10 protein-coding genes and 1 pseudogene are annotated in these 13,918 nt (G+C 74.1%); 7 read left to right on the forward strand and 4 right to left on the reverse strand.

Annotated features, from left to right (window positions below; translation table 11 throughout):
* Positions 1–377 precede the first annotated feature (377 nt).
* The 3 genes from panB to AB0O07_RS12670 all read left to right on the forward strand — a co-directional run bounded on the left by panB (position 378) and on the right by AB0O07_RS12670 (position 3,866).
* Positions 378–1,211 carry a 3-methyl-2-oxobutanoate hydroxymethyltransferase gene (gene panB / locus AB0O07_RS12660; protein WP_365631148.1) on the forward strand — a complete coding sequence of 278 codons (834 nt, stop codon included), beginning with the start codon at positions 378–380 and terminating at the stop codon, positions 1,209–1,211.
* Positions 1,212–1,860: 649 nt separating this feature from the next.
* A complete protein-coding gene (locus AB0O07_RS12665; protein ID WP_365631572.1) occupies positions 1,861–2,904 on the forward strand; it encodes an ATP-binding cassette domain-containing protein in 1,044 nt (347 codons plus the stop codon).
* On the forward strand, positions 2,901–3,866 hold the full coding sequence (locus AB0O07_RS12670) for an ABC transporter permease (protein ID WP_365631150.1): 966 nt from the start codon (positions 2,901–2,903) through the stop codon (positions 3,864–3,866). Before AB0O07_RS12665 ends, AB0O07_RS12670 begins: the two co-directional genes overlap by 4 nt.
* A 41-nt stretch (positions 3,867–3,907) precedes the next feature.
* Here AB0O07_RS12670 and AB0O07_RS12675 read toward each other — a convergent pair whose 3' ends face one another.
* A complete protein-coding gene (locus tag AB0O07_RS12675) occupies positions 3,908–7,549 on the reverse strand; it encodes a BTAD domain-containing putative transcriptional regulator (protein WP_365631152.1) in 3,642 nt (1,213 codons plus the stop codon).
* A gap of 69 nt (positions 7,550–7,618) precedes the next feature.
* The gene (locus AB0O07_RS12680) at positions 7,619–8,299 is read right to left on the reverse strand and encodes an XRE family transcriptional regulator (RefSeq protein WP_365631154.1); all 681 of its coding nucleotides are present in this window, start codon (positions 8,297–8,299) and stop codon (positions 7,619–7,621) included.
* A gap of 259 nt (positions 8,300–8,558) precedes the next feature.
* On the opposite strand from AB0O07_RS12680, the gene AB0O07_RS12685 reads away from it, so the two are divergent.
* Positions 8,559–9,317 carry a phenylalanine--tRNA ligase beta subunit-related protein gene (locus AB0O07_RS12685; RefSeq protein WP_365631574.1) on the forward strand — a complete coding sequence of 253 codons (759 nt, stop codon included), beginning with the start codon at positions 8,559–8,561 and terminating at the stop codon, positions 9,315–9,317.
* A 110-nt stretch (positions 9,318–9,427) separates the two neighbouring features.
* On the forward strand, positions 9,428–10,231 hold the full coding sequence (locus tag AB0O07_RS12690; RefSeq protein ID WP_365631156.1) for a site-2 protease family protein: 804 nt from the start codon (positions 9,428–9,430) through the stop codon (positions 10,229–10,231).
* Between the two features lie 70 nt (positions 10,232–10,301).
* Here AB0O07_RS12690 and AB0O07_RS12695 read toward each other — a convergent pair whose 3' ends face one another.
* Positions 10,302–10,505, reverse strand: coding sequence for a hypothetical protein (locus AB0O07_RS12695; protein WP_365631158.1), 204 nt, complete (start codon positions 10,503–10,505; stop codon positions 10,302–10,304).
* A gap of 224 nt (positions 10,506–10,729) precedes the next feature.
* Entirely contained in the window at positions 10,730–11,458 is a 729-nt protein-coding gene (gene npdG, locus AB0O07_RS12700; protein ID WP_365631160.1) for an NADPH-dependent F420 reductase, read from the reverse strand.
* 105 nt (positions 11,459–11,563) lie between these two features.
* Here npdG and AB0O07_RS12705 point away from each other — a divergent pair.
* Together AB0O07_RS12705 and AB0O07_RS12710 are read left to right on the forward strand one after the other, a co-directional pair.
* A pseudogene (locus tag AB0O07_RS12705) lies at positions 11,564–12,007 on the forward strand (hypothetical protein); the annotation flags it as partial.
* A 516-nt stretch (positions 12,008–12,523) separates the two neighbouring features.
* The gene (locus tag AB0O07_RS12710) at positions 12,524–13,879 is read left to right on the forward strand and encodes an MFS transporter (protein WP_365631576.1); all 1,356 of its coding nucleotides are present in this window, start codon (positions 12,524–12,526) and stop codon (positions 13,877–13,879) included.
* Positions 13,880–13,918 lie beyond the last annotated feature (39 nt).

The following is a 13,918-nucleotide window of genomic DNA, read 5'->3' on the forward strand; positions in this document are numbered from 1 at the left end:
GACGCCGAGGACGGCCCAGCGGCGGCGGTGGATGTGCTCGGGCACGCGGGGCGCGGCGGGGGCCTGGAGCGCCGGGGACGCCGGGGATTCTGGAGACTCTGAAGGTTCCGAGGATGCGGACATGCGGGATTCGGCGCCTGGGGCGCCGGAGGGTGTGGACATGGCGTCCACCCTAACCGCGTTTCGATACGAGACCGTCTCGTATTGGAAAGTCTTTACCGACCCGCCGGCCGCCCGTCGCCCCACCTTCTCCAGGACCCCCGCGCCTCCCGTACGCGCTCCGGGGCCCCACTTCCCGTGCGGGGCCCGGGATGCCACCATGGAGGCGGTCTGGGGACGCCGTCAGGGCGCCTCAAGATGACGAAGGGGCTTCGGCCATGACTGCTCAAACCGCGCTGTACGGCGGCACGCTCTCCCGCCGTATCACGGTCCACGACATCACCGCGGCGAAGGAACGCGGCGAGAAGTGGCCCATGCTCACCGCCTACGACGCCACCACCGCCTCCGTCTTCGACGAGGCGGGCATCCCGGTGCTGCTCGTGGGCGACTCGATGGGCAACTGCCACCTGGGGTACGAGACCACCGTGCCCGTCACCCTCGACGAGATGACCATGCTCTCCGCCGCCGTCGTACGGGGCACCAGGCGCGCCCTGGTCGTCGGCGACCTCCCGTTCGGCTCGTACCAGGAGGGCCCCGTACAGGCGCTGCGCAGCGCGACCCGGCTGGTGAAGGACGCCGGGGTCGGGGCGGTCAAGCTGGAGGGCGGCGAGCGCTCGCACGGCCAGATCGAGCTGATGGTGCGCTCCGGCATCCCCGTGATGGGCCACATCGGGCTCACCCCGCAGTCCGTCAACACCCTCGGCTACCGGGTCCAGGGGCGTGGCGAGGAGGCGGCCCAGCAGGTGCTGCGGGACGCGAAGGCGGTGCAGGACGCGGGCGCCTTCGCGGTCGTGCTGGAGCTGGTGCCCGCGGAGATCGCCGCCGAGGTCACCCGGATCCTGCACATCCCGACGATCGGGATCGGCGCCGGGGCCGAGACCGACGCCCAGGTGCTCGTCTGGACCGACATGGCCGGGCTGACCGGCGGAAAGGTGCCGCGCTTCGCCAAGCGCTACGCCGACCTGCGGCAGACGCTGGGGGACGCGGCGAAGGAGTTCGCGGACGAGGTGACGGGAGGAACGTTCCCTCAGGAGGCACATACCTTCCACTGACCCCACGGGTCGCGTGGCTGCCACGGCGATACGGGTGCCACGGGTGACGTGGGTGCCACGGCGACGTGAGTGCCACGGGTGACGTGGATGCCATAGGCACCACGGGTGCCGCTGGCGCCACGGGTGCCGCAGGCACCCCGGATACCGCAGGCGCCATGTGCGCCCCGGGCACCCCGGGCACCACTGACGCCTTGAGGCCGGGGGCGCCATGGCCGCCGACCGCCCGCGCCGGCCCCGACCGGCGAGCGGTCGACCGACGTCCGGTCGGACCGACGTCCGGCCGCTGACCGGCTGTACCGCCTGGTCCGGCTGTACCGCCTGGTCCGGCTGTACCGCCTGATCCGGCTGTACCGCCTGATCCGGCCGGCCCGCCTGATCCGGCCGGCCCGACCGGCCGGACCGCACCGAGAGACCACTGCCGCAGGACGACAGCCCGCCGATCTTCCCCCGTCGGCGGGCTGTCGCACGTCCGGGCCCGCCCCGCGCCACGGCCCGCCCCGCGCCACGCCACGGCCCGCCCGGCGACCTATCGGAAACCGGTCGCCGACCGCTCACCGACCGCTCGCCGACCGCTCGCCGACATTTCGTCGCCGGGTTTTCCACAGGCTGTCGGCGGCTTGTCGGTGCGTTGTCGGTGGCGGCTGGTCTCATGGGGGCCATGACGACAAACGACACAAACCCCGGCGGCGGCCGACGGGGCAACGCCGTGGAAGTCCGGGGGCTGGTCAAGCAGTACGGCGGACCGCAGGGCACCCGGGCCCTCGACGGCGTCGACCTCGATGTGCGCGAGGGCACCGTCCTCGGTGTGCTCGGCCCCAACGGGGCGGGCAAGACCACCCTGGTCCGTATTCTCTCCACCCTCGTCCAGCCGGACGCCGGTACGGCGATGGTGGCGGGGTACGACGTGCTGCGCCAGCCGCGTCAGCTCCGCCGCCGGATCGGCCTCACGGGCCAGTACGCCTCGGTCGACGAGAAGCTCTCCGGCCGGGAGAACCTGTACATGATCGGGCGGCTCCTCGACCTCTCCCGGTCCGACGCCCGGCGCCGCGCCGACGAGCTGCTGGAGCGCTTCTCGCTCACCGAGGCGGCGAAGAAGGCCGCCATGCACTACTCGGGCGGCATGCGGCGCCGGCTCGACCTGGCGGCGTCGATGATCGGCCGTCCCTCGGTGCTCTATCTGGACGAGCCGACGACGGGGCTCGACCCCCGTACCCGTAACGAGGTCTGGGACGAGGTGCGCCAGATGGTGGCCGAGGGGGCCACCGTCCTGCTCACCACCCAGTACATGGAGGAGGCCGAGCAGCTCGCCCAGGAGCTGGCGGTCATCGACCGGGGCCGGGTCATCGCCCGGGGCGGGGTCGACGAGCTGAAGGCGAAGGTCGGCGGCCGTACGCTCCAGGTCAGGCCGGCCGACCCGGCGGACCTCCCGGCGATGGCGCGGGCGGTCGCGGAGAGCGGGCTCGACGGCCCGGCCGGCGCGCGGACGGTGCCCGACGAGGGGCTGCTGTACGTGCCGATCCTCAGCGACGGGCAACTGACCTCGGTCATCGGCCTGCTGGCCGAGCGCGGCCTCCCGGTCGCCCACATAGCCACCCATCTGCCCAGCCTGGACGAGGTGTTCCTGGCCATCACCGGCCAGAAGACCAGCTCCACGGACCTGTCCGACACCACGCCCGAGGAGCTCGCGGCATGAGCACCGCCGACACGACGACCAACACCACCGACACAACCAACACCAACAGCGGCAGCGGCAGCGGCAGCGGCAGCACGACCGACACCGCCGTCACCCCGTCCGCGCCCGGCACCGGGGGCCCGGGGCCGGCCGGCGGCGCCCCCGGCGCGCGCTCCGTCGTGGCCGTGGGTACGGACGAGGGCCGGATCGGGCTGCGCGCCAATCTCCGCCACATCGGTGCCCTGGCGCGCCGCAACGCGCTCCAGATCAAGCAGGACCCGGAGTCGATGTTCGACGTCCTGCTGATGCCCATCATCTTCACGCTGCTGTTCGTGTACGTCTTCGGCGGCTCCGTGGGCGCGAGCCTCGGCGGCAGCCGGGACGACTACGTGAACTATGTGATCCCCGGGCTGATGGCGATGATGGGGATGAACATCTCCATGGCCGTCGGCACAGGCGTGAACGACGACTTCCGCAAGGGGGTCATGGACCGGTTCCGCACGATGCCCATCGCCCGCTCCTCGGTGCTGATCGCCAAGATAGTCGTGGAGATCGGCCGCATGCTGGTCGCGATAGCGATCCTGCTCGGCATGGGCTTCCTGCTCGGCATGGACATCAAGACGTCGGCGCTCGACGTGGGCGCGGCCGTCGGGCTCTCCCTCATATTCGGCGCCTCGCTGATGTGGATCTTCATCCTGCTGGGGCTCACCATGAAGACGGCGCAGGCCGTCCAGGGGGTGGCCATGCTCGTGCTGATGCCGATGCAGTTCGGTTCGTCGATCTTCGCCCCGACCTCCACGATGCCCGGCTGGCTCCAGACGTTCACCGACTACAACCCGCTCTCCAACCTCGCGGACGCCGCCCGCGGCCTCTTCAACGGCGGCCCGGTCGCGCACTCCGTGTGGATGACGCTCGCCTGGGCGCTGGCGATCACCGTGATCACGGCACCGCTTGCGGTGGCCAAGTTCCGCAAGAAGTCGTGACCCCGGGCCCCACGGGGGCAGGCGCGGGGACGCCGCGCGGGTCAGACGAGGGCGGTGGCCTCCTTCATGGTGAGGCCGGTGCCCTCGGCCCGCGCGGCGTCGAACTCGGCGTCGCCGAGGGCGGCCCGGACGGTCGCCTCGGCGGCGGCGAGCTGCTCCCGCTCCAGGGAGGCGCGGTGGTGGCGTTCCGGGAGGAGCGCCTCGTACGCGCCGAGCAGCCGGGCGGCGTCCCGGGCCCGGCCGCCCTCGGCGGCGGGCAGCCCGCCCAGCGCCCAGGCGCTGGTGATCAGATGCACGGCGGGCATCTCCGGCGCGACCATCTTCGAGAGCGGGGAGAGCGCCATCTCCAGGGCGGAGCGGATGAGTTCCAGCGCCTCGGCGTACCGTCCGTCCACACAGTCCAGCCAGGCGAGGATGGACTGGACCAGGCCCTGGAACATGGCGAGGGTCTCGGAGCGGAACGTCTCCAGCAGCGTGCGCATCTCCGCCCTGGCCTCGTCGCGGCGCCCGGTGCGGCCCAGCCGCATGGCGAGGAAGAGCCGGGCGACGGCCGTCGCGTCATGCCCGGAGCCCTCCTGAAGGGCGACCACCTCGCGGAGGATGCGCTCGCCCTCCTCCCCGTGCCCCGTCTCGAACAGGGTCCCGGCGAGGCGGGAGTTGAGCACCCCGACCTGGCCGCGCGCGCCGAGCCACTCCGCGTGCCGGATGGCCGCCCGGTAGTCCTCGGCCGCCGCCGCGTACTCGCCGCGCCGGTCCAGCGCCTCGCCCCGGGCGGAGAGCGCCTCGGCGGCGCCCCACCGGTCGCCGAGCCGGGTGTAGATCTCCAGGCTCCGCTCGGCGTCGTCCCGGGCGTCGCCCGCCCAGGCGGCCCGGTTGGCGAGCACATTGGCCCGCATCTGGAGCGCGCTGGCCAGCTCCCACTCGTACCCGTACTCCTCACAGGCGCGCACCGTCGCGTCCAGCATCACCCGGAGGTCGGCGGGTTCCCCGGTGAACATGACCGCGAAGAACCAGAGGGTGGCGGGGAAGCGGCAGGTCTGCGGGAGCCCCGGCCGGTAGACGGCGGCCACCGCGCGGAGCAGTTCCTGCCGCTCCGGGGACATCCAGACATCCACGTTGTGGTCCATGGTGGCCATCTCGACCAGGCGCACCTGCCGCCGCGCCTCCTGGAGCACGTCGGGGGCGAGCGGCGGCGGGGCGTCCGTACAGCGCACCAGGACGGGCGGCGCGGGCTCCCCGGGCGGGGCGAACGGGTCGGGCCCGAGCGCCGCGGCCGCCCTGGCCCACTGGCAGGCTTCGGAGCGCTGGTCGAGCATCTGCCAGTGCCAGGCCAGGGAGAGCACCAGACAGAGCGCCTCGTGCTCGTCCCCGGCGGCCACGGACCGCCGCAGCGCCAGCCGCAGGTTCTCGTACTCCTGCTCGAAGCGGTGTATCGCGGCCTGCTGCCCCGGCCCGCGCAGCGCGGTGTCGGTGGCCCGGGCCAGCTCCCTGAAGTGGGTCAGATGCCGCCGCTCGACGACCGCCCGCTCCCCGGCGGCGCCCGCGCGGACGCGCTCGTCGAGGCGTTCGGCGGCGTACTCGGCGACGGTCTCCAGCAGCCGGTACCGCATGGTGCCGTCCGGCGACGGGGTGGCGACGACAAGGGACTTGTCGATGAGCGACCCGAGCAGCCCGGCGACATCGCGGGCATCGACTCGCGCCGCCCCCTCCCCGGCGTCCGAACCCCCGCGGCCCGGCTCCCCGGCGCCCGCGTCCCCGGCGCCCGCGTCCCGGGCACGCACGTCACGGGCGCCTGCGTCCCCGGCGCCCGGCTCGTCGGCGCAGACGGACTCGGCGGCGGTGAGGTCGCAGCCGCCCGCGAAGACGGAGAGCCGCCGCAGCACGGCGCGCTCCGCGTCGTCCAGCAGCTCCCAGGACCAGTCCACGACGGCGCGCAGGGTCTGCTGGCGCGGCAGTACGGTCCGGTTCCCGCTGGTCAGCAGGCGGAAGCGGTCGTCGAGCCGGTCGGCGATCTGGCGGGGCGTCAGCATCCGCAGCCGCGCCGCCGCCAGCTCGATGGCGAGCGGCAGCCCGTCGAGCCGCCGGCAGATCTCGGCGACGGCCCCCGGCTCCCGCGCGGCGTCGAATCCGGCCCGTACGGCGCGTCCGCGCTCCGCGAAGAGCCGGTGCGCCGGGTCGGGCGGCAGCGGCTCGACGGGCCGTACCACCTCGCCGGGCACCCCCAGCGCCTCCCGGCTGGTGGCGAGGATGGTGAGCCCGGGGCAGCGGGCGAGGAGTTCGTCGGCGAGCGCGGCTGCGGCGTCGATCACGTGCTCGCAGTTGTCGAGCAGGATCAGCATCCGGCGCCGGGCGCACCGCTCGGCCAGCCGGACGAGGGGCGCGTCGTGGTGCCGGTCGGCGGCCCGCAGCTCCTCCGACCGCGCCCCGCGCAGCACGGTCTCGCGCCCGCCGAGCGCGCCGAGCACGGCCTCGGGGACGGTGGCGGGGTCGTTCACGGGCGCCAGTTCGGCGAGCCAGATCCCGTCGGGCCACTTCTCCGCGATCCGCTCGGCGGCCTCCTGGGACAGCCGGGTCTTCCCGGCCCCGCCGGGCCCGAGCAGGGTGACGAGCCGGGCGCCGCCGAGGTCCCCCCGTATCGCCTCGATATCCGCCTCGCGCCCGACGAAGCTGGTCAGCCGGGCCCGGAGATTCCCGGGGCGGGCCGCGACCACGTAGCCCGCTCCCCCGCCGGTCCCGCCGACGCCCCGGTCCGTACCGCCGACGCCCCCGCCCGTACCGCCACCTTCTCGGCCCGCACCGGCACCGGCGAGACCGTGACCACCCGCGCCACCGTGACCACTTGCACCACCGTGACCACCCGCGCCACCGTGACCACTTGCACCACCGTGACCACCTGCACCACCGTGACCACCCGCGCCGCCGGCGCCCTCACCCGTCCCGCTCCCCCCGTAGCCGTCGTGCCCCCGGAGCAACTCCCCATGGAGGGCGCGCAGTTCAGCGCCCGGGTCGGTGCCGAGCCGGTCGGCGATGGCGCGGCGCACCTGGTCGTACGCGGCGAGCGCAGCCGCCGGGCGGGAGGCGTCCCGGAGGGCGCGGATCCGGAGCGCCTGGAGGGGTTCGTCGAGCGGGTGTTCGTCACAGAGCGCGGCGAGTTCGGGCAGCGCCTCCTCGGCCCTGCCCAGCGCGAGGGAGGCGGTCAGCCGCGCCCTGCGGGCCTCCATCCGCCGGGTCTCCCAGCGGGCCGCCTCGGCGGTACGGTCCGGCAGATCGGCCAGCGCGGGCCCGCGCCAGAGCGCCAGCGCGTCGTCGAGCAGCCCGGCCGCCTTGGCCGGGTCCCCCGCCGCCAGCGCCGCCCCGCCCTCCCGGGCCAGGGCGGAGAACCGGTGCAGGTCCACCGCGTCCTCGTCGGCACAGAGCCGGTATCCGCCGTCCCCGGACGCCACGGCCGCCGCCCCCAGCGCCCGCCGCAACCGCCCGACCAGAGCCTGGAGCGCCCCCAGCGCGTCGGCGGGCGGCTCCCCGTCCCATACTTCGGCGACCAGCAGCCCCACCGGGACCGTACGCCCCGGCCGCAGCGCCAGTACGGTCAGCAGCGCCCGCAGCCGGGCACCCCCCAGCGCGACGGGCGTGCCGTCGGTGTGCAGGGCGAGAGTCGGTCCGAGTATCCGGTAGCGCAGGCGCATGGCCCCATTGTCGGTGACGCCCCTCATAGCGACCGCCCACGGTCGTGACGGTCGTGACGGTCACGGCGGTCACGGAGAGGGGTGTCGTACGTCGTCCACTGGGTCCACGGGGCCATCCCCCCACCCTCCCTGGAACGGCGCCGCCGAGCGAGATGTTTTCGGCGTGTCGGGTACGCGGGCGGGCGGGATGTGCACGGTCATCACCAGGTGGCAGCTCCGGGTGCCCGCGCCCCGGTAGGCGTGCGGGACGTCACCGTCGAACGTGGCGGTCTCTCCGGCCCCGACCTCGTGCTCGGCGCCGTCGACGACGAGCACCATCCGCCCCTCGGTGACACTGACGGTCTCCACGACACCGGCCTGGTGCGGATGGCTCGGGCACTCCTCGCCCGGTTCCAGCCGCCACCGCCAGACCTCGACCGGGGCCGGCCCCGAGGTGGTCAGCATGAGCCGCGCCTCGCCGCCCCGCTCTCCGGCCCACAGGGGCCGTACGGCGTCGGCCGGGACGACCCGGACACGCCCCTCGGCCGCCCCCTCCAGCAGCGCGGACACCGAGATGCCGAGGGTGTCGGCGAGCCGGACCAGGGTGGCGAAGTTCGGGTTGCCCTGGGCCTTCTCCAGCGCCACCAGGGCGCCCTTGCTGACCTTGGCGCGGCGGCCGAGTTCGTCCAGCGAGAGCCCGGCGCGGATCCGGGCCGCACGGGCGTTGTGCGCGAGCGTCCGGAGCGCCGCCTCGGTCTCGGTCTCGGCCATCGCTTCACCCTCCCGGGCAGGTCGGTGCACTGCACCGCGCGGTCGTTCAGTTGACGAGAGGCGGTCGGTGCGTTGTACGGTTCGGTCGTTCCGTCGAATGGTAAGGGATGCGCCCGCGCCCGCTCCGCCGTCGGCCGCCCCGGTCCCGCCCCGTCCCCCGGTCCCACCCCGCCCCGTCCCCTTCCCTCTCGCCTTCCTTCTCCCTCCCGCTCCCTCCCCCTTCTGGCTTCCCTTCCGGAAAGACCCCCTGATGACCCTGATGAGCGCCTTCCGTATCAGCCTCAGCCCCGCCGTCGCCGCCGGCTTTCCCGACACCCTCATCGCCGTGCTCATCGCCACCGGCCTCCGGGGAGGCGAGCCCTGGCCCGCCACCGACGCCGCCCTGGCCGACCTGGAGCGGCGGCTCGCCGACGGCGCCTGGGCGCCGGCCGACGAGAACGACCCGCGTATCGCGGCATGGCACACCGCCTACCGCTCCTTCGGCACCAACCCCCGCCGTATCCGCCCCAGCGTCGACGCCCTGGGCCGCCGGATGGCCAAGAAGGGCACCCTGCCCCGGATCAGCCCGGCCGTCGACGCGTACAACGCCGTCTCCGTCCGCCACGGCCTGCCCGCCGGCGCCTTCGACCTCGACCAGGTCACCGGCGAGGTCGCGATCCGCCACGCCGACGGCGGCGAGACCTTCACCCCGCTCGGCGAGGCCGGCACCGTGGAGCACCCCAGGCCCGGCGAGGTCGTCTACACCGACGCAACCGGTGTCCTCACCCGGCACTGGAACCACCGCGACGCCCACCGCACCCGCGTGACCGAGGACTCCACCCGGGTCGCCTTCATCCTGGAGACCGTCGCCGCCACCCGCGACGGACATCTCGTCAAGACCGCCGCCGAGGAGCTGCGGACCCTGCTCCACCCGCACTGCGACGACAGCACCCTCCACTACCTGAGCCCGGCCCACCCCCACGCCCCATCCCCCTCCCCATCCCCCTCTTCCTCTCCCTCCCCCTCTCCCTCGGCCTGAGCACAGCCGGGGCCGGTACGGTCGGGAACCGTACGGCCGGGGTGGTCTCCGGCCGTTCACCGACCGGTCGGGCCCCGCCGGGCGGTTCCAGCGGCTCGGGGAGTCACTTCATGGCCTCTGTCACCTCCCGTCACAGCGACCGGCGGATCTCGCCGGTCTTCCTCGGGATCGTCGCCGTCACCGCCGCGTCCGGGTGGGCGGTGTGGACGGGGTTCGGGGCGGGGGCGCGGATCGGGGTGTTCCTCTTCACCACCGGGGCCTGGATCACCTCGCTCTGTCTCCACGAGTACGCCCACGCGCGCACCGCGCTGCACAGCGGGGACATCTCGATCGGGGCGAAGGGCTATCTGACGCTCAACCCGCTGAAGTACACGCACGCCCTGCTCAGCATCGTGCTCCCGGTGATCTTCGTGATCATGGGCGGGATCGGGCTGCCCGGCGGGGCCGTCTTCATCGAGCGCGGCCGGATCCGGGGGCGGTGGCGGCACAGCCTGATCTCGGCGGCGGGCCCGCTGACGAACGTCCTCTTCGCGATCGCCTGCACCGCCCCGTTCTGGCTGGACGCGCTCGACGGCGTCCCCACGGCCTTCCGGTACGCGCTCGGTTTCCTCGCCCTGCTCCAGGTCACGGCGGCGCTGCTGAACTTCCTGCCGGTGCCGGGGCTCGACGGGTACGGGGTGATCGAGCCCTGGCTCTCCGCGCGGATCAGGCGCCAGGTGGAGCCCTTCGCGCCGTTCGGGCTGCTGGCCGTCTTCGGCATCCTGTTCATCCCCGAGGTGAACATCGCGTTCTTCGACGGCATCCACGCCCTGCTCGGCACGCTCGGGGTCACGGACCTCGACGCCTACTGCGGGCGGAACCTCTTCAGCTTCTGGACCGCGCGGCAGGATTACGTGTGCGGGCCCGTCGGGTAGCGGCCCCGTCGGGAAGCGGGGCAGCCGAGTGGCGGGGCAGCCAGGTGGCGAGGCAGCCAAGTACCGCCGCCTACTCCTGAGCCGACTCCTGAGCGGACCCCTGAACCGCCTGTTCCGCCTTCGCCTTCCGGATGTAGTACCAGGCCATGTTCGACGAGAGCCCCGCGATCAGCACCCAGACGACGCCGAGCCACATGCCCTGGACGAAGGAGACCACGGCGGCGGCCACCGCCAGCAGACAGACGGCGAGGGAGTAGAGAGCGAGGCGGGGCATGCGGGTCGGCTCCTGTCGGGGATCTTCGGGTACGGGCGGGGTGAGCGCCGGCGGGTTCCACGGGCCAGTCTCCCCTATCGGGGGATACGGACCGCTCCGTACCCCCGCCGGAATCGCTCCGTACCCCGCCGGAACCGCTCCGTACCGCCGCCGGAACCGGCTCCGTACCCCGCCCGTATCCGTACGCCTCAGATGTCCGTTCAGATGTCCGTTCAGATGTCCGTTCAGATGTCCGTGACGCGCAGGCCCGCGTGGGCCTTGTAACGGCGGTTCACCGAGATCAGGTTGGCCACCAGCGACTCCACCTGGTGGGCGTTGCGCAGCCGCCCCGCGAAGACCCCGCGCATCCCCTCGATGCGCCCGGCCAGCGCCTGCACCACATCCGTGTCGGCGCGCGCCTCGCCGAGCACCATCACATCCGTCTCGATGCGCTCGATCGCCGGGTCCTGGAGGAGCACCGCGGAGAGGTGGTGGAAGGCGGCGGTCACCCGCGACTCGGGAAGCAGGGCGGCGGCCTGCTCGGCGGCGCTGCCCTCCTCGGGCTTGAGCGCGTACGCGCCCTTCTTGTCGAAGCCGAGCGGGTTGACGCAGTCGACGACCAGCTTCCCCGTGAGCGCGGAGCGCAGCGCCTCCAGCGTCTTGGCGTGCCCCTCCCACGGCACCGCGACGATCACGACATCGGCGCGCCGCGCGCACTCCGCGTTCTCCGCGCCCTCGACGCCGTTGCCGAGTTCGGCCGCCGCCGCCTCGGCCCGGTCCGCCGCGCGCGACCCGATGATCACCTTCTGGCCGGCCCGCGCCAGCCGGTACGCGAGCCCCTTGCCCTGCGGACCCGTTCCGCCCAGCACGCCGACCACCAGGCCCGATACGTCGGGGAGGTCCCAGGGGTCCTTGGCCGCGGGCTTCGCCGCCGACTGGCCCGGGGTGCTGTTGCCACTATCCGTTGAGGTCATGGAGGAACTCTACGGGGCGGTAACAAGCCCTCCGGAAGCCCCGTTCGGGTGAGAACCGCCCGTACCGGTCACACCCCGCGCCCTCCTGCGGCAGGATGCGGGCGCATGGATGCCGTACGCGTCGCACTGCTGCGTGAAGTCCTCGCCGGTACGGAATGGCCCGCCGCCACCCGGCGGTTCGCGGACGCGCTGCGCTCCTCCGTCGTGCCCCAGGGCGGCGGTCTGCTGCTGGTCGGGACGGCGGCGTACGAGCCGTGGCATCTCGCCGCCCACCTCGTGGACGAGGCCGCCTGGTCCGGCCAGCCCGAGCTGAACCCCACCCTCGTACGCCACCGGACCCACCCCGGCGACCCGGCCCACCTCGCCGTGGGGCTGGCCCGCCTCGAAGCGGCGGGCCGGGGCGAGACGCTGCTGCTGGTGGCGCCGGGGCGCCCGGACGGCGGGCTGCTGGAACGGGTACGCGACGCTCGGCGCGCCGGGGCGACAGTGCTCTCCCTGGACGACGGCGACACGGACGTACGGAGCCTCGCCCACGACGCGCTGACGGTGGCCCCGGGGGAGGCGGGGAACACCGGGGAGGCGGGGGACGGGGCGGACGACAGGTACGGGGCGGAAGGGACAGTTCCGCCCCACGGAGCGCCCCACGGAGCGCCCCACGGCCCGTCCCAGGGCCCGTCCCAGGGCCCGTCCCAGGGAGCACCCCACGAAGCGCCCCACGGCGCGGGCCCGGCTCCGGCTCCGGCTCGGGCTCAAGGTGCCGCCCTCGGGCCGGACCTGGACCTGGCCCCGCGCCTCGCCGCCGGCCTCGCCCCGCGCCTCGTTCCGGACCTCGGCCTCGCTCTCGACCTCGACAGCGTCCAGCACCTGGTGGCCGCCGCGACCGGCGAGAACGCCCTGCCCCCGGCGCGCGGCCGGCGCCGCTTCCGCGACCGCCTCTCCCGCCTCGCCGACCAGCTCACGGCACCCCCGCCGGCCCGCTGGTGACCTGCCCCGTAACGACAGCAGACCCCCGGATACCGGCTTGCCGTAACCCGCACCCGCCACGCACCATGGCCTCTCGTGACCATCGCACCGCTCCGCTCCCTCCTGCCGGACCTCTCCCCGTTCCGCTCCTCCCGCGACTTCCGGCTGCTGTGGATCCAGGGCCTGGTGACGACGTTCGGCAGCTTCATGGCGATGATCGCCCTGCCGCTCCAGATCAAGGACCTCACCGGATCCCCCCTGGCCGTCGGCGCGATGGGCGCCGTGGAGCTGGTGCCCCTGATCGTCTTCGGGCTGTACGGCGGCGCGCTCGCCGACGCCGTGGACCGGCGCCGCGTCATCCTGCTCACCGAGGCGGGGCTCGGCCTGCTCGCCGGGGTCCTGCTCCTCAACGCCCTGCTGCCGCAGCCGATGCTGTGGCCGCTGTACGTCGTGGCCGCCGGGGTCTCCGCGCTCGCCGGACTCCAACGCCCCGCGCTGGACTCGCTGATGGCCCGGATCGTCCCGCACGACCAGCTCACCGCCGCCGCCGCGCTCAACGCCGCGCGCTGGCAACTCGGCACGATCGCGGGCCCGTCGGTGGCGGGCATCGTCGTGGCGTACGCCGGTCACGCCACCGCGTACGCCGGTACGATCCTGGGCTTCGCCGCCTCCGTACTCCTCTGCCTGCGCCTCTCCCCCGCCCCCGCCGCCCACGACGCGCGGCGCCCCTCGCTCCGCGGGATCGCGGAGGGCGCGCGGTACGCGTGGAGCAGGCCGGTATTGCTGGGGACGTACGCGATCGACCTGGCCGCCATGTTCTTCGCCTTCCCCAACACGATCTTCCCGTTCCTCGCCGACGACCTGGACGCGCCCTGGGCGCTCGGCCTGATGTACGCGGCGGGCGCGGTCGGCTCCGTGGTCCTCAGCGCGACCAGCGGCTGGACCTCCCGGGTGCGGCGGCACGGCCTCTTCGTCGTCTTCGGCGCGACCGGGTGGGGGCTGGCGATCATGGCGGCGGGGTGGTTCTCGAATATCTGGCTGGTGCTGGCCTGCCTGGCGCTCGCCGGCATGGGCGACACGCTGAGCGGCCTGGGCCGCTCCACCATCTGGAACCAGACGATCCCGGACGAGCTGCGCGGCAGGCTCGCGGGCATCGAGGTGCTCTCGTACAGCATCGGCCCGCAGTTGGGCCAGGTCCGCGCGGGCGCGATGGCCGGCTGGACCGGGACCAGGCCGGCGATCTGGAGCGGCGGGCTGGCCTGCGTCGCGACGGTGGGGCTGCTGGCGGCGGTCCTGCCGAAGCTGGTGACGTACGACGCCGACACGGACCCGGACGCGCTCCGCCGCCGCGCCCAGAAGGAGGCGGCGACGGCACCGGGCGCCTCGGGCCCGGGTACGGGGCGGGACGCGGACCCGGACCCGGATCCGGACCCGACACCGGAGGCCACCATCGCCTGAACCCGGCACCGGGCCCGCACCACCCGCACCCGCGCCCCG

Origin of the sequence: Streptomyces sp. NPDC093085 (genome assembly GCF_040683935.1) — a bacterium.
Taxonomy (GTDB): domain Bacteria; phylum Actinomycetota; class Actinomycetes; order Streptomycetales; family Streptomycetaceae; genus Streptomyces.

What these genes read in the sequence shown, in the direction of transcription:
- AB0O07_RS12690 (WP_365631156.1), top strand. Translation starts at nt 9,428, where the DNA reads ATGGCCTCTGTCACCTCCCGTCACAGCGACCGGCGGATCTCGCCGGTC.
- AB0O07_RS12685 (WP_365631574.1), top strand. Translation starts at nt 8,559, where the DNA reads ATGAGCGCCTTCCGTATCAGCCTCAGCCCCGCCGTCGCCGCCGGCTTT.
- AB0O07_RS12675 (WP_365631152.1), bottom strand. Translation starts at nt 7,549, where the DNA reads ATGCGCCTGCGCTACCGGATACTCGGACCGACTCTCGCCCTGCACACC.
- AB0O07_RS12680 (WP_365631154.1), bottom strand. Translation starts at nt 8,299, where the DNA reads ATGGCCGAGACCGAGACCGAGGCGGCGCTCCGGACGCTCGCGCACAAC.
- panB (WP_365631148.1), top strand. Translation starts at nt 378, where the DNA reads ATGACTGCTCAAACCGCGCTGTACGGCGGCACGCTCTCCCGCCGTATC.
- AB0O07_RS12670 (WP_365631150.1), top strand. Translation starts at nt 2,901, where the DNA reads ATGAGCACCGCCGACACGACGACCAACACCACCGACACAACCAACACC.
- AB0O07_RS12665 (WP_365631572.1), top strand. Translation starts at nt 1,861, where the DNA reads ATGGGGGCCATGACGACAAACGACACAAACCCCGGCGGCGGCCGACGG.
- AB0O07_RS12695 (WP_365631158.1), bottom strand. Translation starts at nt 10,505, where the DNA reads ATGCCCCGCCTCGCTCTCTACTCCCTCGCCGTCTGTCTGCTGGCGGTG.
- npdG (WP_365631160.1), bottom strand. Translation starts at nt 11,458, where the DNA reads ATGACCTCAACGGATAGTGGCAACAGCACCCCGGGCCAGTCGGCGGCG.